Source organism: Methylobacterium sp. TK26, from assembly GCF_055361565.1.
Genome location: NZ_CM143965.1, coordinates 3,808,925 through 3,830,976 on the forward strand (window position 1 = coordinate 3,808,925; position 22,052 = coordinate 3,830,976).

Consider the following 22,052-nt stretch of genomic DNA (forward strand, 5'->3'; position numbering starts at 1 on the left):
TCATCCAAGGGAATTCTAGGGTGTCCAGCGGGCCGTGATGCCCCACCCCCCGAGGGTGCGGTCGAGCCAGTCGCGCTGGGGGCCGAGGCGCACCGCCTGGGTGAGCCCGCCGCAGGCCCCGCCGATCCAGGCCGAGACCGCGAGCACCGCGCCGTCCGCCCCCGTCACCGGGCCGCCGGAATCCCCCTGGCAGGCGCCCGCGCCCTGGCTGCCTTGAAGCCACAGGAGGATCCCGCTCGGGCCGTAGGGCTCCACCACGGGCACCGCCACGCTGCGGAAGGTGCCGGTGGAGCGCGGATCGCCGGGCCGCGACGCGCCGTAGCCCGCGAGCGTCAGGCTCTCCCCCGCCCGCGCCTGCGCGGCGCCGAGGGTCGCGGGGGCGAAGCGCGGCGGCAGGGGTTCGGCGGTGCGCACCAGCGCGAGGTCGATGGAGCGGCGGCGCTTGGCCACCGCCCCCGGATCGTAGCCCGGATGCACCGCGCGGGCGGCGACCTCCACGAGGACCGGCGCCCCGTCCGTGCCCCGGTAATGCACCCGCAGGGCGTGCGGCCCGGCGGCGCAATGGCCGGCGGTGAGCACCGCGTCGGGCGCGAGCACGACGCCCGTGCACACGCCGCCCACCGCGTTCAGCACCATCACGGCGCCCCCCGGCGGGGTGTCGGCCCCGCCCACGATCGCCGCCGCCGGCCAAGTCGCCAGACAGCACGCCGGAAGGGTCAGGCAGAGGGCGAGCACGGCTCTGGGCAACGGCATCGAACGTCCTGAAGGAGACCCGCGCGATGACCCCGATACGCGCCGCGACGCCCCCCGTCGAGCCGGTGAGCGTCACCGACCTGCGCCTGTACCTGCGCCTCGACCCCGACGACGGCGGCGTCGAGGACGCGCTCCTCGGGCAGCTCCTCGCCGGGGCGCGGGCGAGCCTGGAGCGGGAGGCGCGGCGGGTCCTCGTGCCCGGCCGCTACCGCATCGCCCTGCCGGGCTGGCCGCGCGAGAACTGGCTGCCCCTGCCGCTGAGCCCCCTGGTCGGGCTGGTGCGGGCGGGGCTCGCGGCCCCGGACGGGAGCGTCGCCGACCTGCCCGCCGGGCTCGTGCGCCTCGGGCCGGACCCGGTCGAGGCGCCGGCCCTGTGCTTCACCGGCCCGCTGCCCGATCTCGGCGCGGCGACCCTCGTGATCGAGGTCGCGGCCGGCTACGGCGGCGACGGGCCGCCGCTCCCGGACGACCTCCGGCTCGCCATCCTGCGCCTCGCCGCCGCCCGCTACGAGCACCGGGGCGACGAGCCCGACGACAGCCCCGCCGACGCGCGCCGCCTCGCCGCGCCCGCGCGCCGCCTGCGCCTCTGACGCCCCCCGAAAACCCGGAGCCCGCCATGGCATCCCCTGACCGCCGCCCGTCGCTCGGCGCGCGGCGCCGCCGCTTCGTGCTCGAAAAGCCGGTGGAGCAGCCGGACGGGTTCGGCGGCGTGCTGCGCCGCTACGTGGCGGGCCCCACCCTCTGGGGCGCCATCGCCGTGGTGGGCGACGTGGGTCGCCCGAGCGGGGGCCGGGCCGACAGGCTCGTCACCCACCGCGTCACCCTTCGTGCCCGCGCCGACCTGACCCCCGCCATGCGCCTCAGCGCGGGCCCGCGCCGCTTCGCGATCCGCGCCGTCTCCGACCCGGACGAGCGGGGCCGCGACTGCGTCTGCGAGGTCGAGGAACTGGTGCCGGAGGCGGGCCAATGAGCGACCCGAGCCCGCTGCTCGCCTTCCGCGCCGGCCTCCTCACGCGGTTCGCCGCCGACGCGGCCCTGGTGGCGCTGCTCGGCGGCGGCGTCCGCCTCTACGACGAGCCGCCGCGCGGGGCCGCGCCGGTCTACGCGCTGTTCGGCGAGGCCGAGATCCGCGATGATTCCGTCGACGGCGCCGGCCGCCACCGCCACCGGCACGAGGTGGCGGTGATCGCCAAGCCCGGCTCCGTCCGCACCGCGTTGGACGCCGCCGCGCGGATGGCGGCGCTCCTGGTCCGACCGGACATGCCGCTCCAGGGCTGCCGCCTCGTCACCCTGCGGGTGAGCGCCCTGAAGGCGAGCCGCGACGAGCGCACGGGCGAGGCCCGCGCGACCCTGACGGTCGAGGCCGTCACCGAAGCACTCTGACACGGAGGATGAGATGGGCGCGCAGGCGGGCAAGGACCTGTTGATCCGGGCGAGCGACGGGGCCGGCGGCTACGTCGCGGTGGCGGGCCTGCGGGTCCGGCAATTCAGCCTCAACGCGGAGGCGGTGGATGTCACCAACGCCGATTCCGCCGGCCGCTGGCGGGAACTGCTCGCCGGGGCGGGTGTAATCCGAACCAAAGAATACGCCTACGGACGCATACTCGCGCCAAATACGAACCATACTTCGATCTAGAAAATAAACTTACCCTGCTGATCAAGTTGATGTTCGCATAGTCGCGCAACGCAGCCGAAATAGTTGTTGCGTCCGTCCTCTATTGATCTAGCTCGATCCTCATCGTCCACCTGTTCGACGGCTGTGAATGTCCGCGGCGGCTCTGCAACCGTCCTCTGACAGCCAGCGGCAACGGGTGGCCTTCAGGGTTTGAACAGAGGTCCACAATGGAGAACGTCAATCGCGAGATCGCTATGAAGCGCATCCGTGCGCTGATGGCAAAAACAGTCGCCAACGGCTGTAGTGAGAGCGAGGCGATGGCTGCGGCGGCGAAGGTCGGCGAGCTGATGGACCGCTACGGGCTGACCTACTCCGATCTCGAGCTCAAATCCGAACGCTGTCAGCAGCATGAGGCCACGGATCGCCACCACCACGTCGAGTTGGTCGCGAACGCCATCGCGCGCTTCTGCCACTGCCGTGTGTGGTCCAATGAGGGCCGCATTCAATATTTCGGCTTACAAATTGACGTACTCATCGCTGGCTACATGACGGATCTCTGCCGCACTGCGATGGAAGTCGGCTTCAAGACCTTCCTTCACTCGGACCAGCGTCCGCAGGGCCAAAACGGTCGCACATTGCGCAAGCCGTTCATGGTCGCGATGGCGCTTCGTCTCTCCGAACGCATCAAGGCGATGGCGACGGCACGGGAAAGGACGGCGATCACTGCGGACGGAACGTCTCTTACGCTCGTGAAAAACGCGGTCGTCGACGAGCAGTATCGCGCCCTTGGCTATCAGTTCACTTGGAGTTCTGCTCCCCGACAGTACGGCAACGCAGCAGCACGAGCAGCCGGTCGAGCGGCTGGCGACCGCGTGAACCTCATACCAGGGGTTGGTGGAACACCGCGACCAAAGTCGCTATCGTGACAGCGCCCCTGCCACCTAATCCTAAGTCTCCGGCCGATCGCCCCCGCCATGCGATCGTGCCAAAAGCTTGGTTTGGACAGGGCATCCCGAGAGTGCCGGAGTGCTAGTGGGCCCGGATGAAATCGGAGGTATCGAAGTTGCGCTTTTTCTCGATGGCCGGCGCGAAGATGTTGTCGTGAAAGCCCTGCTTGTGCCCACTGCACCTCCGGTCGAACGCCTTGGCGAACCCCTCTCTATGCATTGTACGGTAGGCGTCGGCGAACACACGAGCGACGCAGATGCAGTGCATGAAACGGTAGTCAAGCCATTTCTGCCCGAATAGGCAATTCTACTTCTGGCAGAACTTGGGGAACAGCCAAAAAATTTCGTCGCATTCGTCCAGGATCTTGTCCCACCTGGCCTGCCCCCATTCGGTGGACCGGGTGTGAAGTTAGTGCATCGTCGGTCGTGTGACGATGGCAGGAGGGGCGGACGGCACTGACCCGCTCGGTTCGGTTGGCCAGATGACGACCTCTGGCGCAGGCGGCTGGTAGCCGAGCGACGAGTGCGGTCTTAGGGTGTTGTAGTGCCTCCGCCATTGCTCGATCACGACGCGGGCTTCCTTGAGCGTGTAGAAGACCTCGCCGTTGAGGAGTTCGTCGCGCAGCTTCGCGTTGAAGCTCTCGCGGTACCCGTTCTCCCACGGGCTGCCCGGCTCGATGTAGGCAGTTGCTGATCCAACCGCAGCGATCCAGTTCACTCCCCGACCGCCAATTCGTGCCAAAGAATCACGAAATCAAGAGGAAATGCACCGAGGCTAGCGGCCGCTCATTGGCGGTGTTTGGCTATGGCCAAGCAATGATTCATATCATGATCAGGCGACATGCCGCTATCCCCGCTCTCAATGACGGCGATTTCGCGCGTAATGATATTTTTCGGGCTATGATCCATGGAATTGTGTTCATGATTGCGAAATTTTGGTCGTGCAACATATGTTTTCTTCCGGCACCGTTCGGAATAAGAATTGGCCCTATAGTCATCACCGGTAATTCGAGATCATCGACATGTTTTACTTTGCGGATAAAGGGCGCAGAATCAAGTCAGCGGCATCGACTCTCGAGGCGCTCCGCACGCCAGTAATGAACCTGGGCGTCAATGGGATCGTCACGGCCGTTAATCCCGCTATGGCCGAACTGCTGCAGCGGGAGGCTGAGCGCCTGCCTAGCCTCTGGCTAGGCAGCGCCTGTGGCCGCCGCGTCGATGATCTTTGCCGCGACGAAAACGGCCGTTCCTTGGCGGCTGGGCCCGGCCAATTCGTGGTCACTCTCGGCGGCAGCCGCTACGACGTGACCGCTACCTCAATACTAGCTGGGACAGAGCACGGCGGGCTAGCGCTAGAATGGGCCGAGGCTGGCCCGCGCCTTGAACGCATGGATCAAGCCCGACGCCTCGCCGCGGTCGAGGCGTCCCAGGCCGTAATCGAGTTCCTACCCGACGGTACCATCGTCGCTGCGAACACTGCCTTCCTCGAACTTATGGGCTTTGCGCTCGACGAGATCCGTGGACGCCACCACTATATGTTCGTTGACCCTCTTTACCGCGACAGCCGAGACTACGCCGCCTTCTGGGATGCGCTGCGCGCAGGACGTGCCGAAGTCGCCGACTTCAAACGCATCACGAAGGCCGGCAAGACGGTCTGGATCAAGGGCTCCTACAACCCGATCCGGGACGAGACCGGCAAGGTCGCCAAGGTAGTGAAATTCGCCACCGACATCACCGCCAAGACCGTCGAGGCCGCGGCACTCAAGGGTCAGGTCGACGCCATCCGCAAGTCGCAGGCGGTGATTAGTTTCGACCTCGACGGGCGCGTCCTTGAGGCCAACGAAAACTTTCTAAAGGCAGTCGGCTACACCGCCGCCGAGGTCGTTGGCCAGCACCACGGCATGTTCGTCGATTCTGAGTACCGCCTTAGCGCGGAGTATGCGCGGTTCTGGGAGGCACTGCGCCGCGGCGAATATCAGGCTGGGCAGTTTCGCCGCCTCGGCAAGGGCGGGCGCGAGGTGTGGATTGAGGCAAGCTACAATCCGATCCTCGATGCCGACGGACGGCCGGTGCAAGTTACGAAGTTCGCCATTGACGTTACTGCGCAGGTCGAGCAGCGCGAGCGGGTACGGCTGATGGAGGAGACCGCTGCCCGGGATCGACTCGAAGCCGAGGCGCGCCACAAGGCAGACCTCGCGGCCATGGCCGATGCCTTCGAGCAGACAGTTGGTTCGGTCCTGACCTCGGTCGCGTCCGCCGCCGCCGAGTTGCAGGCCACCGCCGCCAGCATGTCCGGCATCGCGACCGAGACCGCTCAGCAATCCACCGCCGTGGCTGCCGCCGCTAACCAGGCATCAGCCAACGTCGGCACCGTGGCCGCGGCCGCCGAGCAACTGGGCGCTTCCGTCGACGAGATCGGGCGGCAAGTCGCAGGCTCCGAGGAACTCGCCGGGCAGGCCGTGGCGGAGGCCGACCAAACGGCGGCGCTCGTGCAAGAACTCAGTGAAGCGGTCCGGAAGATCGGCGACGTAGTGGCCATGATCTCGGCCATCGCGGGCCAAACTAACCTGCTCGCCCTCAATGCCACCATCGAGGCGGCGAGGGCCGGCGAGGCTGGGCGCGGTTTCGCTGTGGTCGCTGCCGAGGTTAAGGAACTGGCTAACCAGACCGCACGTGCCACCGACAACATCACGGCGCAGATCGGGCGCATCCAGGGTGCCACGGGCAGCGCGGTCGGGGCTATCGACGGAATCCGCCGCCGTATTCAGGAGATTAATGGGGTCGCATCGTCCATCGCTATCTCCGTGCAGCAGCAGGGCGCAGCCACACAGGAAATCGTGCGCAACGTCTCGGAGGCGGCGGCAGGCACCGGCGAGGTCACGAGCAACGTCACCGGCGTTGCCCGCGCTGCGGAGGAAACTGGCGCAGCGGCTGCACAGGTGCTCACCGCGGCCTCCGACCTATCACGGCAGTCGGAGCACCTCGGTGGTGAGGTCGCCCGGTTCCTGTCTAAGATCCGAGCCGCGTGAGGCGGCTGTGGCCGATCTTTTGATCCTCCCCATCGCCATGACGTTGGACGGCGTCCATCGGCTCCACGACGAGCTGGAAGCGGCGGTTCGCGATGGGGTCGACCTCGGCTCGCGCAGATCGCAGATCGCCTGCTTAACTGCTTCCCTAGCGTGTTCGCTAGAGCAACTGAGGGCGGCGCTTCCGGTCGTGGTTAAGGAAGCAGGCCTTGACGAAGAGTTGGCAGCTACTTTCGTTGTGACCGCAGCTCGCTTGTCGTGCATCGCACAATTGGTAGCCGGCTTAGCTAACGTCTGCGTTAGGGCATCTCGTTCATGATCGCGGGTGCGGAGTGCGGTAGCAGAGCGCCGCACAGGTCCTGCAGACGATCGAAGTATGAATGGCCGTGACGCATTTATGACTGCAGTCTATGGCCCGTTTTCCGGCGGGATCGTGCTGCAATTTACAACGTGAAGCGGTCATCACTCTTCCCGGTTTCAGCCTGCGAGCGTGAGGCTTTGCGCGCTCTCCCGCCTCGGCGCTGCTCAATGTGATCACACGTTCTGACATAGCCTCAATCCTTGGCAGCTATCTCGCTATCGACCCCAGCTCGCCAATCTCGCTGCCCTCAGAGCTTTTTAATGCTTCCATGTGTCAGAAGTACGAAAATAAGTATTTTTGCAACTTACTAATAATATTTATAGCTAAGAACGATATTTATATTTGCGTTGCTGGTTTTTGAAAAGACATACAATAGTATTTTAACCAACATAATCAATTGATAATACGACAGAGTTTTTTGATACCTATGAAAGTTCAATAGTCGGAGATTGTGATGGCTAGTAACATATTAGGTTGTCAGTCTAAGCATATCCTCGAGTCGGATTGCCCTGCAACGGCGGTGTCGAGTGCGTTCGGCCTTGCTCAAGCTGCCACCTATGCGTTCATCACCAGTGACGACAAAGGTCGCATCACCTTTGCGAACAACGCAGCTGCGGCACTTTTCGGTTACAGCCACGCCGAGTTAATAGGCGCAAACATCGATCTTATTGTTCCGGAGCGATTTCGCGCTAGCCACGATAATGGTTTGGCGCGGATGGCCCGGAACGAGCCCTCGCGGCTGTCGGGTCGAACGATCGAAGTTATGGCGCGCCGCCGAGACGGCGGGGAGTTCCCCGCCGAATTTACGCTCTCGATGTGGCGAGATCATTCCGGCCTCAGCTTCGGTGCGATCTTGCGGGACATTTCAGAATGGCGGGCGCGCGACGAGCGTCTGGTCCAATTGGCCCATCATGATCTTCTTACTGGATTACCTAACCGCGCCTTTTTCGAAGAAACACTCAATGCAAGGTTGGTGTCCGGAAAGGCTGTCGGCATCCTTATGCTTGACCTCGACGGCTTCAAAGAAGTAAACGACAGTTGGGGCCACAGCACGGGTGATGCGGTACTTCAAACTCTGGCCATTCGACTGCCGGCTTGGCTCAGGGAGGATGTGGTCCTAGCGAGGTTCGGTGGCGACGAGTTCGCGGTCATGCTGCCGGAAGATGGCAATCTTGCCACGCTCGCCGCGAGCGCGACGTCGCTCCTCGACGCTTTCAACGCTCCGCTCCGTGTTGGATGCCATACCTTCCACCTCGGCGTCAGCATTGGTGGTGCCATCGGTCCGATGCAGGGAGCGTCCGCGGAGGAGCTCATAGGCAATGCTGACTTAGCTATGTTTCGATCGAAGCAAGAGGGCAAGCGCTGCTTTCATCCCTTCCAACCCGCGATGCGCAGCGCGCTACTGTCCCGGTTGGCCCTGCGGGCCGAACTGCACGAGGCAGCCCGGTCGGGCGAGTTCGTGCTGCACTATCAACCGCAGGTCGATCTCGGCACTGGACGCATCGTTGGAGCGGAGGCCCTTTTACGATGGCAGCATCCCAGGCACGGCCTGCTTTTGCCGGGTACCTTCCTGCCTCACCTCGAAGACCATCCCCTAGCCCTCGAAGTCGGGCGCTGGACCGTCGAGGAGGCTTGCCGACAGGCGGCGGCTTGGCGCGACGCAGGCTACCCGGTCGGGAGGATGGGCGTGAATCTGTTCACGGTTCAGGTGCGTTCAGGGACGCTGGCCTCGAACGTGTCCGATGCCATCCGGCGGCATCATCTGAATCCTGGGATGCTGGAGTTGGAAATCACCGAGACTATCATGCTGAGCGCCGACCAAGCGGACATTGACCAGTTCCGCGACCTGCATCACCAAGGAGTCGGCATTGCATTCGATGATTTTGGTACGGGCTATGCCTCGTTGAGCTCGCTCAAGCGATTTCCCTTGACGCGCCTCAAGATCGACCGCGGTTTCATTCGTGATTTGATGGCCGACCGGCACGACGCCGCCGTAGTGCGTGCAATCATCCAGATCGGGAACGATACAGGCCTCGACATCATCGCGGAAGGCATCGAGACCAGGGAACAGGAGGCACAGTTGGTTGAGATGGGCTGCCGGCACGGCCAGGGCTACCTCTATGCCAAGGCGCTTGAGGCGGCGCAGTTTGCTGACTTCATGCGAGCTTCCGAAGACCTTGGTCGCTTGGCCAGTTGAGCGAGCAGCGCAGAATCGTTGCGCGTTCCAATCGCCTTCCACCTATACCTAGCCTGTAAGTATCAACTGCGCTGATCGTCTGCAATGATTTGCTCGCGGGAGAAGCAGCAACGTTCGGCTCCCCGTATTTTCCGCCTCAACGAGTCACTCAACTCCTATTTTGCAAGGGTTGGCGATGACCCGACGCCGTACCACCTCTATGGCCCTGGTAAGGATTTTATGATGCTTCTAAATTTCGAGTAAATGATGCTATTTTTCCAGGACGCTCCTGGTTTCTGCCGCTCCAACGACCGACCATTGGTCGGCGGACAGCCGAACAGCGACCGCCATCACAGGCGATATTGAACTGTCTTCGACGCATCTTATGGCCGCAGGCAAGACGTTTGCGATGTCCGTTGCCGCCGACGTCGCTGCATTCCGGTCGACGTAGGAGCCATGACATGCGCGTATCCTCCGTGTGACCAGTGGGTTCAATCTCATCTTACTTCGCGGCAGCACGCTGCGCTTGCTCGCGGCGCAATGGATCGCAGTCTATTGGAGCGATGCCGGTAAAGATCTCAAATTGGCTGTGCTCTCCGGTCGAGCGCAGCCAAGGGGCGAGGGTGATCCCTGCCTATGCGCCACTTATCTTCATAGGCGCTGAGCGCCCGTTCGCGTGATCGCCCGATCGCGCGCATTGCCGCACCGATTTTTCTCTTTGGTTCCCCGTGATTTTCTCTGGGTGCTGGAAGTTCACAGATGGATAAATTCCGCTCCGGCCGAAACCAGGCCATGGTCGACGACTGCCAGTGCCATAGTGTGCCAAATAGGGAGGTGATACGGCTCCGATCCCCGCGAATGCCGTACGACCCAGTCGGCCAACGAGCTTCGGTACGAAGCGCTCAATGCGTCTGGTATTTTCCGATTTACTGCTGCCGACGCTGATGACTGCACTGGCAAACGCGATACACGCTCGATGTGATGAACAATTAGTACGTCGGCACCATCCGCTGATCGGGCAGCGGCGCTTGCATCTTGAAGTGGAGACCTGCCGGCTGATAGTCGAACGATATCTCTGCCTGGCACTGTACCTTTAGCACGCGCTGAAGCAACGTCGAGCCGAAACCCCTTCGCGTCGGCGGTTCGGTGAGGGGACCACCCCGCTCGGTCCAATCGAGACACAGCACCGATCGGTCGCCCTTCTGCTCGACCGACCAGCTGATTCGGATGCGGCCGCCGGGCACGGACAGCGCCCCGTGCTTCGCTGCGTTCGTCGTCAACTCGTGGATGGCCATCCCGGTAGGGACCGCGAGATCACCGACGAGATCGACGCGCGGCCCGTCAAATACGATGCGAGAGCCCTCGCTGTCGTTATACGGGCCAAGCTCAGCCGTCAGCATGTCGCGTAGCGGGGCCTGCTGCCAATAATCCTCCGTCAGCAGGTTGTGCGTCTTCGCGAGCGAGATCACGCGCGCCGAGAACGCATTGTAAAACGCTTCGACGCTCGTCGCTGACCGGGCCGAAGCCCCGAGCAGCGCCTGCACCGTCGCCAGCGTGTTCTTCACCCGATGGTGCAACTCGCGGATCAGAAGCGTCTGGCGCTCGGCCGTACGCTCTCGCTCCGCGAGATAGGCGCGCGCCTCATGTTGCCGCCGTATCGCGCGCAGAGCCGCACGCACCGCTGTGACCAGGGTTGCAGGATGAAACGGTCGTTCCAGAACGGACACGTTGCCGAGCATTCCGGTAAGGCGGCCTGAAGCTTCAGAACCCCGCTGCGTCAACAGGATGAACGGGAAGTCCGACCACGGCGGCTGCTCGGTGATCCAGTCGGCGAGCGCCTGCCGGTTTGACGATAACAGCGCTTCCTCCGTTACGATCGCGCATCCGCCAGTCTCGAGGCGGGACACAAGATCGCCTAGCGATTGGCAAATCTGTGACCCGATCCTCTCCTCAGCTAGGATGGTCGTGGCGACCGCTGCATCGCGGCCAAGCGGGGCGAAGACCAGCGCCGGCCAGTCCGTCTCAGGCATTGAGTTCGCTGGCGGGCTGGAGCGAGGTGGGCTGCCCTTCGAAGGTCGGAACGCCGGTCATGACCCCTCGAAATTCTCGAAGCGGCTCGCCAATGCGAATACCCCCCGCCTCGATCCGCAACTCCCGGATTGAGTCTTCATGGCCGCTTGTCCGCTTCTTCACGACCGACACAGCCCTACGCATGCGGCCCTCGGCCTCGAAGGCGCGAAACAGGATCACGGTGTCGCTCAGGTAGGTCAGATCGACGGTCGATCCCATCGGCCCGATCACTCCGTGCTGGGCGAGGATCAGGATCGTGATGACACCCTGCTGGTTCAGGTAGGTCAGCAATTCGTGCATTTGCAGGAGCAGATAATTCTCCTCCGGCATGGCGTTGTGATAGCCGGTTAAGCTGTCGATCACGACAGTTGTGACCCCCTCGTGCTCGACAGCGTTCTGCACGATATCCGCGAGTTCACCGGGCGAGACCTCCGCCGGGTCGATCTGTTCGACCCGTAGTTGGCCCAATGCAATTGCGTCGTCCAACGGCATCCCGAGACCACGGGCGCGGCGGCGCAGAACGTTCGTGGTCTCGTCGAAGCTCAGGATCAGCACCTTCTCGCCACGTGCCACCGAGGCGATCACACCCGTCAACGCCACGGTCGATTTGCCGACGCCGGACGGGCCGATCAGCATGGTGCTGGTCCCCCGGTCGAAACCACCGCCGAGCAATCGGTCGAGTGCAGTGTTGCCGGTGCTGCACTGCTCGTCGTCTGACGTGCCGATTGATCGGCAGCAACCAGACGAGGGAACACCGTGAGGCCACCACGCCGGATGACGTAGTCGTGGAAGCCGCCTCGGAATGCCGTGCCACGCATCTTGATCACACGCAGGCGTCTTCTTTCGCCGCCGTAGAGCGGGGCGAGCTGTTCCAACCGGATCACCGCGTGGCTCAAGCTATGCAGGTTCAGGTCGTCCGCCTCCGCGGTCAGATCGTCAAGGAACAGCGCCGTCGCGTTCTGAATGAGCAGGAAGCTGCGCAGGGCATACACCTGACGCCGGTACCGCAGCGATCCCTCCGACAACAGCCGGATCTCGGACAAGCTGTCGAACACGACCCGCTCGGGCTTCGTCCGCTCGATCTCCGCGATCGCCAAGCGAACGGTCTCACCGAGTTCGAGATCGGAGGAGTGGAGGAGGCTTTGCTGCTGCTTCGGATCGAGACTGAGTTCGGGCGGGACGAGCTCGAAGATCTCAATACCGTCGAGCGTCCAGCCGTGGCGTTGCGCAACGTTGAGAAGTTCACGCTTGCTCTCGGACAGCGTGATGTAGAGGCAGCGCTCGCCGCGCTCTACGCCATCAAGCAGGAACTGCATCGCCAGCGTCGTCTTACCCGAACCGGGTCGCCCCTCAATAAGATGCGACCGCTGCGAGGCGTAGCCACCGTCCAGGATATGGTCGAGGCCGGCGACGCCTGTCAAAACCGGCACGGCGTCCTGGTCGATCGATGCCATCAGGCCCTCCGTGACGCCGTCAGATTAAAATGCGGGCCCCAGCCATTGCCTTAACGCAGCGGTTGCGTCTCGTACACGCGAACTCGCCACGAAATGCTCGCCGTCCAGCCGATCATTATTTGGCAACGTTAACTACCATCAAGTCTGGCTGATGAGGCCAAACCGGGCTTGAGCGATCTGATCGTAAGCGACACTTTTCGTCGTCAAAAATCGAGGCCACTATAAGGGCGCTGATAGATTTGCGCGACTGATCCGCCGATATCCCAACAAGCATGTTCAATGTTTAGACTTTTGCCATGTGGAATAACAAAGCGAATTTCCGCCTCACGGATTCCGCAACATTCGCTTCATGATCGCTAATATATATGTCGTATTGTATTACAACCGAATGACATAATTCGTAAACGTTATATGTTATTGATAATTTATGCAGTTCATGCTGTGGAAGCTGATGCATGAAGTGCGGCAAGTCGTAGGTCTAGATGGCACCGCAAGCCCTGGGGTTCAAATGCTAATGCGACGCTTCCGTCCAACTGTCGACCTAGCGCATCCTCGAGGAAACGCCGTCCGAAGCCCTTCCGTATTGGAGCGCCCGACATGCGATCATGACGCTCGATCCAATCGAGAAGGAGACATGGACCACGCCCGTCGCCAAAATCGGTGGTTTGCCATGTTACTGAGAGTTGTCCCTGGTCGCTGGACAGAGCGCCTGCCGTCACCGCGTTGAGAGTAAGTTCGTTGAAGGCTAAACCAAGCGATACGGTCGCCTCGGGGCCGAGCCGAACCGAAGGTCCGCGCATCTGAATGCGGGCGAGGTCGGCCAATGGCGAAAGATTGCGTGCAAGAACGTCCGACAGTTCAACTGCCTCCCATTGTCCAGCTTCTAACAACTCGTGGGCGCGCGATAAGGCAATTAGACGTGCTTCGAAGGAGCGTTGGAATGCCGCGGGGTCGGGTGAGGCTCGCAGGGTTTGGTGGGCAATCGACTGGACGGTCATGAGGGTGTTCCTCACTCGGTGGTTCAACTCATCCTTCATGCGTCGTTGCTGGCGTTGGGCCACCCGGCGCTCGGAAATGTCGCGAGCAATCTTTGAAGCTCCGACAACTTTGCCGTCGGCGTCCCGGATTGGCGAGACTCGCAGCAAGACATCGACGATGTGACCGTCCTTATGCAGACGTTGTGTCTCATAGGCTTCGACACGCTCGCCGTGACGGATCCGATCAAGAATGCGAGGCATCTCGTCTTTGCGGTTGTCTGGGACGATCATTGCGATGGGTTGGCCCATGGCTTCAAGGCCAGTATAGCCGAATAGACGTTCGGCCGCCGCGTTCCAGGTCGAGATGATGCCGTCAAGCGTCTTCGAGATGATGGCGTCGTCCGAGGACTCGACAATGGCAGCCAACCAGTTCTCTGCGACGATCGCATCAGCGCTGCTAAAAGGCATCGTCGTCGATTTCCTTCGGCGCGATGGCAGCATCGCCCGATGTCCGAAGTTCTAAAACTTATATATATTATATTTATAATGTTGTCTTGCGCAGTTTCTGAAATTCTCTCTCCGGAAAGGCGCTTCATCTCGAAAAATTGATCGCTTTTCTGATAATGTAATGGGGGTCGATGAAGGCGATAAGTCCATGCCGCGTGCCCCATCATCATGGGGACTTGAGATTATTTATGTCACGGCGGCCGATACATCGATTAATGGCGTCACCGTTGATCGATTATAGGCCAATCCGCAGGCTTGCCCAGGCCTCTTCGAGGCAGCAACTGACCAAAGGCAAACGCTCGTGGTCGTTCTGCGGCGGCCAAATGTGTATCGCACCATTCCTGCAAATCCGTACGTAGACTCGCGGTATCGTAGGTTGGATCCCTGGGTACGATGAAGGCCTTCAGGCGTACCCCTTCATCGGGGCGCATCAGGCGCACTGCCGCATCAGCCACGCCGACATGGTCTCGCAATACGGCGCAGACGCGGGCCGTGTAGACGTTCCGGCCTGCGACCTGGACTGCATCGTCACGTCGGCCAAGTACGCGGAAAGCAGTATGATCAGCCCAGACGAGGTGATCGGGCAATTCATGAACCTGCATGGTGTCGTCAGCCCGCAATCGCAGGAGCGAACCCTCGACGTCGCCACGCCGCCAGAAGGGGAAGAGCCGATACGTCTCGTTTCCCCCTTCGCGCCAACCGATGCCGGCGGTCTCGGTTGCGCCGTAGACATCGAGGAGCCGCTCAAGCCCAGCCGCTTCAGTCCGGGCGGCTAAATCCGGGGTGCAGGGAGCGCTCGCCGTGACGCCGAAGACATTCGCCGGAATGGTAGGCGTGCATCGCGTAAACATGTCCCAGAACAGCGGATATCCAACGACGAGGTCCCCAGGCTGCAACAACTCCGCCAGACTGACGCCCGCCGATGTCCGTACATCAGCAACGGGCACGCCGAGCGCGTGCGGCAGGAGCACGGTGAACAGGAAGCCGTAGATGTGGTGGGCGGGCACGGTGGAGAGCACCCGGCGGCGGCCTGGGACCAGCCCCTTCAATGCCTGTATCTCTTCGTGAAGGTCCGACAGCGAGTGGCGATGAAGGCAAGGCTCCCCCGTGCTCCCCGAGGTCCTGAATCCGAGCGTCGGTGGCTCGGAGGTCAATCGACTACCGACTGCCTTGACCCAATCACCCAAGGTAAGCCCAGCAAGCAGCGAGGGTTTGGCTTCGGCTTCGTTGGTTGGAAAGACCCCTGAGAGTGCCGTGGCCACACATAGTCTCTCAATAGAATCAAGGGCGAGACCGTCCGACCCGAGCGATAAAATCGGATCCCAGGGCATAGTAGGAAGGTATGCGCCTGGCCGCAGGCGTCCGGTCTCGGTGCTCACGATGTCGGCGACGAGTCGAACGAGCGTGGCCGGATCACGCCACCAGTCAGTGCTGCCTGGTGGAGCAGCGGGATCGATATTGTTCATCGATTAAAAACGCCCTCAGCTCTCCCGACGCATGAAGATCCAGGTCCCCCCACCTGCGGCGGACTGAATCCGGATGGTCAGCTCACGCTCCCGATCCGCGAAGTCGCCGATATGGGTGAAGGCGAGGTCGAGAACCCCCGATGCGCGCGCATGCTCCACGTGTCCACGGAAGCGGGGGGTATCCATGCAGGGCGCGATCTCGGTGAAGAAGTTTCGCCCAAGCCGCGGCAGTGAGCCGGAACCGCCCTGTTCCCGCTGTGTCCGGTTATACGTGACGATGAGGCCATTCTGATCCAGGCGGATCGCACCAAACGGCAACCTATCGATCTCCGTCGGGGGCAAACGCTCGACGGCCCGAGCCAACGCGACCGTCTCGAAGGTCAAGCCATTGTCGTCGGTTGGGCGATCCCCTGGCTGAGCCGCGTCGTCGGAAAAGTTTACGACCGCCACGAGCGAGGCGATGGTCTCCTTCTCGTCAAGGCAGGGTAGGAGAAGGCGTTCGAAGGTGGTGGTGCGGCCGTCGCCAAGACCGTAGCGAACAAATTCGTAAGTTGGCTTCGCCGATCGAACACAACGACGATAGGCCCCCTCCAACGTGTCCTCGCTTTCGTCGCCGATGACATCGATCTTCATCTCAGTAAGTGGGCCGGCGAAACGTCGACGAAGTCCAGCGCCAAGAACGCCGAACCTAAACGTTATCGGCACTCGCGTCTGATCGACCTTGATGTCGGCGATCCATTCTTGGTCGGTAGTATCAAACACGACGTCATCCCGGCGGGGCAAAGAGTTGGCGCGGCGTGCGTGCCTCCATACCTGGAGACAGGAACGCAGGCAGCCCGAGTAGATCCGCTCCTGCAGACGATCGAGGGCCTCGTCATTTTCGGCCATCAAGGAAGCCTGATCGGTCATGTCGAGCAGGGCCTGTGAAAGGGCCTCGGCCGTGAACGGCTTGGCGAGAACCCGTTCGTTCTCCAGCCCCTCTGGGTACCCCTGCCCTGTGATGTAGAGGATCGGCAGCCAAGCGCGCGTCCGGCGGATCTCGGCCACGAGCTTGACGCCATTGTAGTTGCTAAGCAGGTAGTCAGTAATAATGAAGTCGAGGCGTCGTCCATCTTCGAGGACAGCCATGGCCGTCGCACTGTCCCTCGCCACCGTGACGACGTAGCCGAGATCTACCAACTGCTCCGAGACAACGGCCCGGACGAGATCGTCGTCTTCGACGAAGAGGACCCGACCTCCCTGGTGGGTCCGCTGGTCCGCCTCAACCGCCTGCTCATCCTCGAAGAAGCCTGCCTCGGCCGAAGTAGGAATGTAGAGGACGATCTCCGTGCCGTGCCCGATGCGGCTAGTGATGCGGAGGGCCCCGCCGGATTGCAGCATCAGACTTTGGACCATGGCGAGGCCGAGACCGGTCCCCTTGCCCGGAGGCTTTGTCGTGAAGAACGGTTCGAGCACTCGCTGGAGCACGGCGGGATCCATGCCGGGCCCGGTATCGCAGACTCTGATTGCTACCGCTGGTGCACCGCCGAGCTCTGCTGGACGGTCGTCTGTGTCGTGGGGAACCGCTTCCGCACGTATCGTGAGGAGGCCGCCCTCCGGCATCGCATCGCGTGCGTTGACCGCGAGGTTGGTGAGCGCTGCGTGCAACTGGGACGGGTCGATCTGGACTGCGGGCAAACCGGGCTTCAGGTCGATAGCCAGTTTGACAGCGAGGCCTGTCACGTGGCGCAAATGGGGGTCGAGTTCCGCAAATAGCCGGTACAGGTCGACCCTTCCTGCGACCACGTTTTGCCGTCGGGCGAAGGCGAGTAACTGCCTGATCAAAGCGGCACCGCGTTCCGCGGCGTTAGTGCCTTCAGTGGCGATCCGTTGCAGCCGCTCATCCGTCGCACGCTTAGCAATGAGAGCGAACCCGCCTATCACAGCGGCGAGGACGTTGTTGAAGTCATGCGCGACACTGGATGTGAGGTGTCCGAGCGCCTCCAGCTTCTGGCTCTGCAACAGTGCCGCCTGCGCCGCCGCGCGGCGCTTCATCTCGACGAGCAGGCGCTCGTTGCTGCGCGACAGTTCCGCAGTCCGCTCCGCCACGCGCTGCTCAAGCCTGGTATGGCTTTCGGCCAAAGCCGCCTGGGCCGCCTTCAGGGCAGAGAGATCGACGATTAATGCGACATGCTCTGACCGATCCCGTGTCGGATCGATCGCCGCCATGGCGATTTGCACCGGCACGCGGCGATCCCCGATGAGATATTCCTTCTCGTAGGGGCGACAGACTCCGTGCCGGAGAAGCTCCGCGACTGCGATTGCGTCACGCCCCTCATATTCCGGTGCCGTCAATCGACGCCAGTCAATCGCCTCCTCGAGGAACTCGGATCGGCTGCGCCCGATGATATCTAAGAATGCGTCGTTGACTTCGTGCACTGTCCCTGAGGTGTCGCCGAACCCGATGCCGACGATGCCCGATTGCACGATCCGCTGAAGTCGCGCTTCGCTTTCCGAGAGGGCTGCCTCCGCGCGCAAACGTTCGACGGCCGCCCAGGTGCGCTCGCAGATTTCTGCAGCGAGGGCCGCCTCGACGTTGGTCCAGTTCCGGGGCGTCCGACTATGGATGAAGAATATCGAGCAGAGGCGGCCGTCCTTGACGAGGGGGACATCCAAGAGAGCCCGCACGCCGATGGCATTGAAAGCCGCGACAGTCCGCGGCTCCCGGGTGCGGTAGTCTCGCGAGACGTCGTCGATCAAGACGGGTGTGCCCCGCTTGAGCGCTCCGACGAGGCCCACGCCAAACTCCTCCATCCGCCACCGGCCTAGCAGGCTCGGGGCATCCTCCGACCGCCATTCCTGCTCGACGATGCAGGTGGCATGCAGATCGTCCACCTCACCATATCCGGCCTGCGTCGCGCCGAGATGTTCGCCGAGCATCTCGCTTGCCAACGCCATCACGATCCGGGCATCGCTGAGGGATCGGACACGATCAGAAAAAGCGAGGAGGAAGGCCTTGATCCCGGCTTCCGCCGAAGCTGCCGCCTCCTGGGCCTTACGCTCGCTGATGTCTTCAATGACGGCGATGCCGATGCTAGGTACATCGCCGGGCACGTCGACCGCTGACACCGTCACCCGTGCCCAAACGGCATACCCGGCTTTGTGAATATAGCGCTTCTCCACAGCGAAGGAACGCAGGGCTCCGGAGGCCATGCGCTTCAGGGAGATGACCTCTACATCGTCCGGATGGGTTGTCGCCGCCCACTGGCGAGTCAGGAGTTCGGCCGGGCTGTAGCCGACGAGTCGGCAAAGTGTCTCGTTAACGGTCAGCCAGCGCTCGGACTGAAGTTCGATGCAGGCGATGCCTACGGCCGCGTTGTCGAAGATCGAGCGATAGCGAGCCTCGCTCTCCCGGAGCGCCCGTTCGGACGCCTTTGCCTGGCTTAGGTCCCGTCCCTCTGGAATAATATGCTGGACGCGGCCATCGGTACTGAAGACCGGATTCAAAGTAAAATCGATTGGCGCTCGGCTGCCGCCAGCGATCTGAACTTCCGCTTCGTAGCGCACGAATTCGCCCGCTGCGGCGGCAGCGACAGCCTCACGCAAGCGGATCTTCGCCGCCTCGCCTACGTCCCACCAGGGGGTTTCCCAAAAGCGGCGTCCCACCACCTGCCCAGCGGTTAATCCCCCAAACGCTAGGGCAGCGTCGTTGATCTCGACTAGGATGCCGTCGGTGGTGAGAAGCCCGACGAAATTGAACATCGACTGGAAGACAGTTCGGTATCGCGCCTCACTGTCATTGAGGGCGAAGCGGGTCTGCGCGTGTTCGGCGACGATATTGTCTTCACCGCGTTTGCGATCATCGATGTCGGTGCAGGTGCCGATCCAGTGATCGACCTTCCCGTCCGATCGGACCGGGACCGTACGTGCGAGAAACCAGCAATAATGGCCATCAGCCGCCTGGATCCGATATTCGATCTCAAAGGGTTCACTCGCCGCTACCGCGGAAGCCCATGCAGACCTTGTCACCTCCCGATCATCAGGGTGAAGTGCATTCAGCCAACCGTCTCCTAGCAACCTTGATGTTTGACCCGTGAATTCTCTAAAGCGCTGATTTGTGAAGAGACTATTTCCCTCGCAGTCCGCGAGAAAGATCAACGCCGGGAGGGAGTCGGCAAGCGCATGAAATACATCTCGAGCGTTCGCGACAGCTGCAATTCTGTTGGATTTGGTGGATCTCATCGCACCGCCCCATAGACGTCGCCCAGCTAAATTTTATTTTGATTGTCCCACCGTAGCGGGGGCAACTCTACCCTGTCATTCAGTTTTTTCGCTAAGTTATGCCTATCCCTGCATTCAGCCAGCATCCCCATGCTTTTAAGAAAGGGTTTCTAATTTACAAAGTCGAACGAACATTTGAGACCGCCCAACCCCCATACTTGAAGCGTCGCCGATGGCGCACTGGATTTGCGCTTCAACCGCAACTTGCCTCGTGACCATGATGTCAGTTCTGCCGCCATTTACCTTGGTTGTAATTTCACAAACTTCAAGCAGAAAATCCGCAAATGAGCCATTATCTATCATATTTTAAGATAATTTATGCAAGGTCAAACAAAGAAACTTTTTATTTCATTCCAAATATGGCAGCGATACATCAATAAATAATTCAAATATGGTTGCTTGCCTTGCGGCATGCTCAGAATATAAGATTATACTGAACGCAAATTTCTCATGTAAATGTTTTTCTGCATTGTGCGTGCGCATCATGCGACGAGCTTCACGTATCCGTGCTTGATACGGCCTTGTACTGCGTGCAAAGGCATCCGAATTTTCCACGGAGGCATTCGGTTGAAAAGGATGATGACTTTCCTATTGAAGGGCGGTTCGCCCGAGACAATCGTTCATGCGGGCGAAATCGCCGCCGCCTAAGTCTTACATAGCCATGCGCCGGTCGACGAAGTGCATGCTCTGATCGGCGGCATCCATGCGGCCCTAACGAGCCCAGCCGACAGCCCCGCGCCCGCCTCTGTCGCTTTGAGCGCGACAGAAGGCTGAGCGCAGCACGGGTCCACCAATCCGTGCAGAACGATGGCCTGATCAGCTTCCTCGACAGATGCGGCTACAAGGCGCTCAACGCCTTTTGACTGGCCAAGGTCTCGATCCATACGGCTACCGCAAGCATTACGAGCTGCCGAACGCCTATCCAATGGAGCGTCTGAGCTACGCCGCAGGGCGCTCTGCGATACCGAAAGCCGTCGGTCTCGGTTGGACCGGGGCTCAGTCTGCGGGGAAGAGTGAGCAACCACAGATGCGCGATACGTGACAGCAATGCCGGCACGATCTTGCGATGAACGATTTCAATCCAAAATACTTATTTGCCTGATAGCCAGAGTCAGAGACCGCACATCGTTGTGATCGCCACGATTTTCGGTCTAATGTAGCTAATATGCAAGCGGAAAGACTGAGAGGAGGCTGCCTCATCCCTCTCGCGTCAGCCCGGACTTCTCTGCGATGGCCTATCGATCGCTTCTATGCCGCGGCATAGAAGCGATTCCCACAAAATGGACAGCCGCTGCATGTCGTTGCCTCACCTGATGGACCTGATCAAAGGCAACGGCGACATCGGATTGTGGACGGCTAAAATCGGCGACGGGCAGATCCAAGCCTCTCTAGGGGTGTATCGTATTCTCGGGCTCGACCCGTCGCTCCGCCGATCCTACGCGTTCCTCGACGACCTGATGCATCCTGACGATCGGCGGAACCTCGGGCCTATGACACCCCTATTGAACCAGGGGCAGTCCGTGCGACGCGAGTTTCGGATCGTGCGGCCGGACCTCAGCGAGTGTACGATCCGCTGTCATGCCGAGGTCGTCCTCGATGACATCTACCGCCCGATCCGCATTCACGGCGTAATTGAGGACGAGACCCGTCGCCATTCCGCGCATGGCCCACTTGCAATCGAACAAGACCGGCTATCCAAGCTGATCGACACGATCGCCACCGTTGTATGGGTCGCGACAGCCGATGGAAGGGCCCTTAACACATCGCAATGGTGCGCCCTGACCGGCCAGACGCACCAGCAGATGCAGGGCTCCGGCTGGCTCGTCGCCCTGCATCCCGAGGATCGCTTCAGCGCTAAAGCCGCCTGGGCCGATGCAATCGCGAATGCGAGCCCGTACAATACCGACTATCGCGTCCTCTGTTGGGACGGCATCTACCGCTGGTTCAACGCACGTGGCGTACCGATCCGCAATCGCGATGGCACGGTGCGCGAGTGGATCGGCGTCTGTCTCCCGATCCCAGGATGGAATGGGCCGATCCGGTACCAGGCTGCCCGCCTAAACGCACTCGACGATGACGGCAGGTCGAGGATCACGCCCGCCCAGATCCGCGCGGCACGGGCGATGACCAGCATGACGGCCGACGACGTTGCCAAACGGGCGGGCATCTCGGCGCAAACTGTATACCGCATCGAAGCGGGAGCTCTGGACATCGCCGATCGAGCGGCAACAACGAGAACGATGCGGCAGGTTTTCGAGCAAGCCGGTGTGACCTTCACCTTCAGCCCGACGCCGGGGGTTCGCATGGCATGAGAAACACCACGGTACGACACCGATACCAAGCGAGCCCACCGCGCACGAACTGCAATCCCGCGCAGCATGAGACGCGGCTAATGAGTTGGACCGGACTGCTTGGGACAGAGCCGAGTGTAAAATGCTCG

13 protein-coding genes and 3 pseudogenes are annotated in these 22,052 nt (G+C 61.6%); 9 read left to right on the forward strand and 7 right to left on the reverse strand.

What is annotated here, in order from left to right:
* Positions 1 to 15: 15 nt before the first annotated feature.
* A complete protein-coding gene (locus ACXJ1Y_RS18545) occupies positions 16 to 753 on the reverse strand; it encodes a S1 family peptidase (protein ID WP_463847595.1) in 738 nt (245 codons plus the stop codon).
* Positions 754 to 779: 26 nt separating this feature from the next.
* Here ACXJ1Y_RS18545 and ACXJ1Y_RS18550 point away from each other — a divergent pair, with 26 nt between their 5' ends.
* The 5 genes and pseudogenes from ACXJ1Y_RS18550 to ACXJ1Y_RS18570 all read left to right on the forward strand — a co-directional run bounded on the left by ACXJ1Y_RS18550 (position 780) and on the right by ACXJ1Y_RS18570 (position 3,294).
* Positions 780 to 1,343 carry a head-tail connector protein gene (locus ACXJ1Y_RS18550; RefSeq protein WP_463847596.1) on the forward strand — a complete coding sequence of 188 codons (564 nt, stop codon included), beginning with the start codon at positions 780 to 782 and terminating at the stop codon, positions 1,341 to 1,343.
* A gap of 26 nt (positions 1,344 to 1,369) precedes the next feature.
* Positions 1,370 to 1,723 carry a head-tail adaptor protein gene (locus tag ACXJ1Y_RS18555; protein ID WP_463847597.1) on the forward strand — a complete coding sequence of 118 codons (354 nt, stop codon included), beginning with the start codon at positions 1,370 to 1,372 and terminating at the stop codon, positions 1,721 to 1,723.
* On the forward strand, positions 1,720 to 2,136 hold the full coding sequence (gp17, locus tag ACXJ1Y_RS18560) for a tail completion protein gp17 (protein WP_463847598.1): 417 nt from the start codon (positions 1,720 to 1,722) through the stop codon (positions 2,134 to 2,136). Before ACXJ1Y_RS18555 ends, gp17 begins: the two co-directional genes overlap by 4 nt.
* A gap of 13 nt (positions 2,137 to 2,149) precedes the next feature.
* A pseudogene (locus tag ACXJ1Y_RS18565) lies at positions 2,150 to 2,329 on the forward strand (phage major tail protein, TP901-1 family); the annotation flags it as partial.
* Positions 2,330 to 2,595: 266 nt separating this feature from the next.
* Positions 2,596 to 3,294, forward strand: coding sequence for a DUF2786 domain-containing protein (locus tag ACXJ1Y_RS18570; protein ID WP_463847599.1), 699 nt, complete (start codon positions 2,596 to 2,598; stop codon positions 3,292 to 3,294).
* A 430-nt stretch (positions 3,295 to 3,724) separates the two neighbouring features.
* Here the strand turns inward: ACXJ1Y_RS18570 and ACXJ1Y_RS18575 are convergent.
* Positions 3,725 to 4,027, reverse strand: a pseudogene (locus ACXJ1Y_RS18575) (integrase core domain-containing protein); the annotation flags it as partial.
* A gap of 310 nt (positions 4,028 to 4,337) precedes the next feature.
* On the opposite strand from ACXJ1Y_RS18575, the gene ACXJ1Y_RS18580 reads away from it, so the two are divergent.
* Both ACXJ1Y_RS18580 and ACXJ1Y_RS18585 read left to right on the forward strand, forming a co-directional pair.
* Positions 4,338 to 6,344 (forward strand): methyl-accepting chemotaxis protein, encoded by a 2,007-nt coding sequence (locus ACXJ1Y_RS18580; RefSeq protein WP_463847600.1) that lies wholly within the window; start codon positions 4,338 to 4,340, stop codon positions 6,342 to 6,344.
* Positions 6,345 to 7,222: 878 nt separating this feature from the next.
* The gene (locus ACXJ1Y_RS18585) at positions 7,223 to 8,899 is read left to right on the forward strand and encodes a putative bifunctional diguanylate cyclase/phosphodiesterase (RefSeq protein WP_463847601.1); all 1,677 of its coding nucleotides are present in this window, start codon (positions 7,223 to 7,225) and stop codon (positions 8,897 to 8,899) included.
* 968 nt (positions 8,900 to 9,867) lie between these two features.
* Here ACXJ1Y_RS18585 and ACXJ1Y_RS18590 read toward each other — a convergent pair.
* The 5 genes and pseudogenes from ACXJ1Y_RS18590 to ACXJ1Y_RS18610 all read right to left on the reverse strand — a co-directional run bounded on the left by ACXJ1Y_RS18590 (position 9,868) and on the right by ACXJ1Y_RS18610 (position 19,573).
* Positions 9,868 to 10,908: a sensor histidine kinase gene (locus ACXJ1Y_RS18590; protein ID WP_463847602.1), complete on the reverse strand. Its 1,041-nt coding sequence runs from the start codon at positions 10,906 to 10,908 to the stop codon at positions 9,868 to 9,870.
* A pseudogene (locus tag ACXJ1Y_RS18595) lies at positions 10,901 to 12,402 on the reverse strand (ATPase domain-containing protein). The gene ACXJ1Y_RS18590 and the pseudogene ACXJ1Y_RS18595 overlap by 8 nt, the downstream one beginning before the upstream one ends.
* Before the next feature lie 434 nt (positions 12,403 to 12,836).
* Positions 12,837 to 13,880: a sensor histidine kinase gene (locus tag ACXJ1Y_RS18600; RefSeq protein WP_463847603.1), complete on the reverse strand. Its 1,044-nt coding sequence runs from the start codon at positions 13,878 to 13,880 to the stop codon at positions 12,837 to 12,839.
* Positions 13,881 to 14,107: 227 nt separating this feature from the next.
* Complete coding sequence (locus ACXJ1Y_RS18605) at positions 14,108 to 15,148, reverse strand: AMP-binding protein (RefSeq protein WP_463847604.1); 1,041 nt, start codon at positions 15,146 to 15,148, stop codon at positions 14,108 to 14,110.
* Between the two features lie 219 nt (positions 15,149 to 15,367).
* Complete coding sequence (locus tag ACXJ1Y_RS18610) at positions 15,368 to 19,573, reverse strand: PAS domain S-box protein (RefSeq protein WP_463847605.1); 4,206 nt, start codon at positions 19,571 to 19,573, stop codon at positions 15,368 to 15,370.
* Positions 19,574 to 20,444: 871 nt separating this feature from the next.
* On the opposite strand from ACXJ1Y_RS18610, the gene ACXJ1Y_RS18615 reads away from it, so the two are divergent.
* Together ACXJ1Y_RS18615 and ACXJ1Y_RS18620 are read left to right on the forward strand one after the other, a co-directional pair.
* Positions 20,445 to 20,654 (forward strand): MucR family transcriptional regulator, encoded by a 210-nt coding sequence (locus ACXJ1Y_RS18615; protein WP_463847606.1) that lies wholly within the window; start codon positions 20,445 to 20,447, stop codon positions 20,652 to 20,654.
* Positions 20,655 to 20,892: 238 nt separating this feature from the next.
* A complete protein-coding gene (locus ACXJ1Y_RS18620) occupies positions 20,893 to 21,924 on the forward strand; it encodes a PAS domain-containing protein (RefSeq protein ID WP_463847607.1) in 1,032 nt (343 codons plus the stop codon).
* The last annotated feature ends 128 nt before the right edge of the window (positions 21,925 to 22,052 follow it).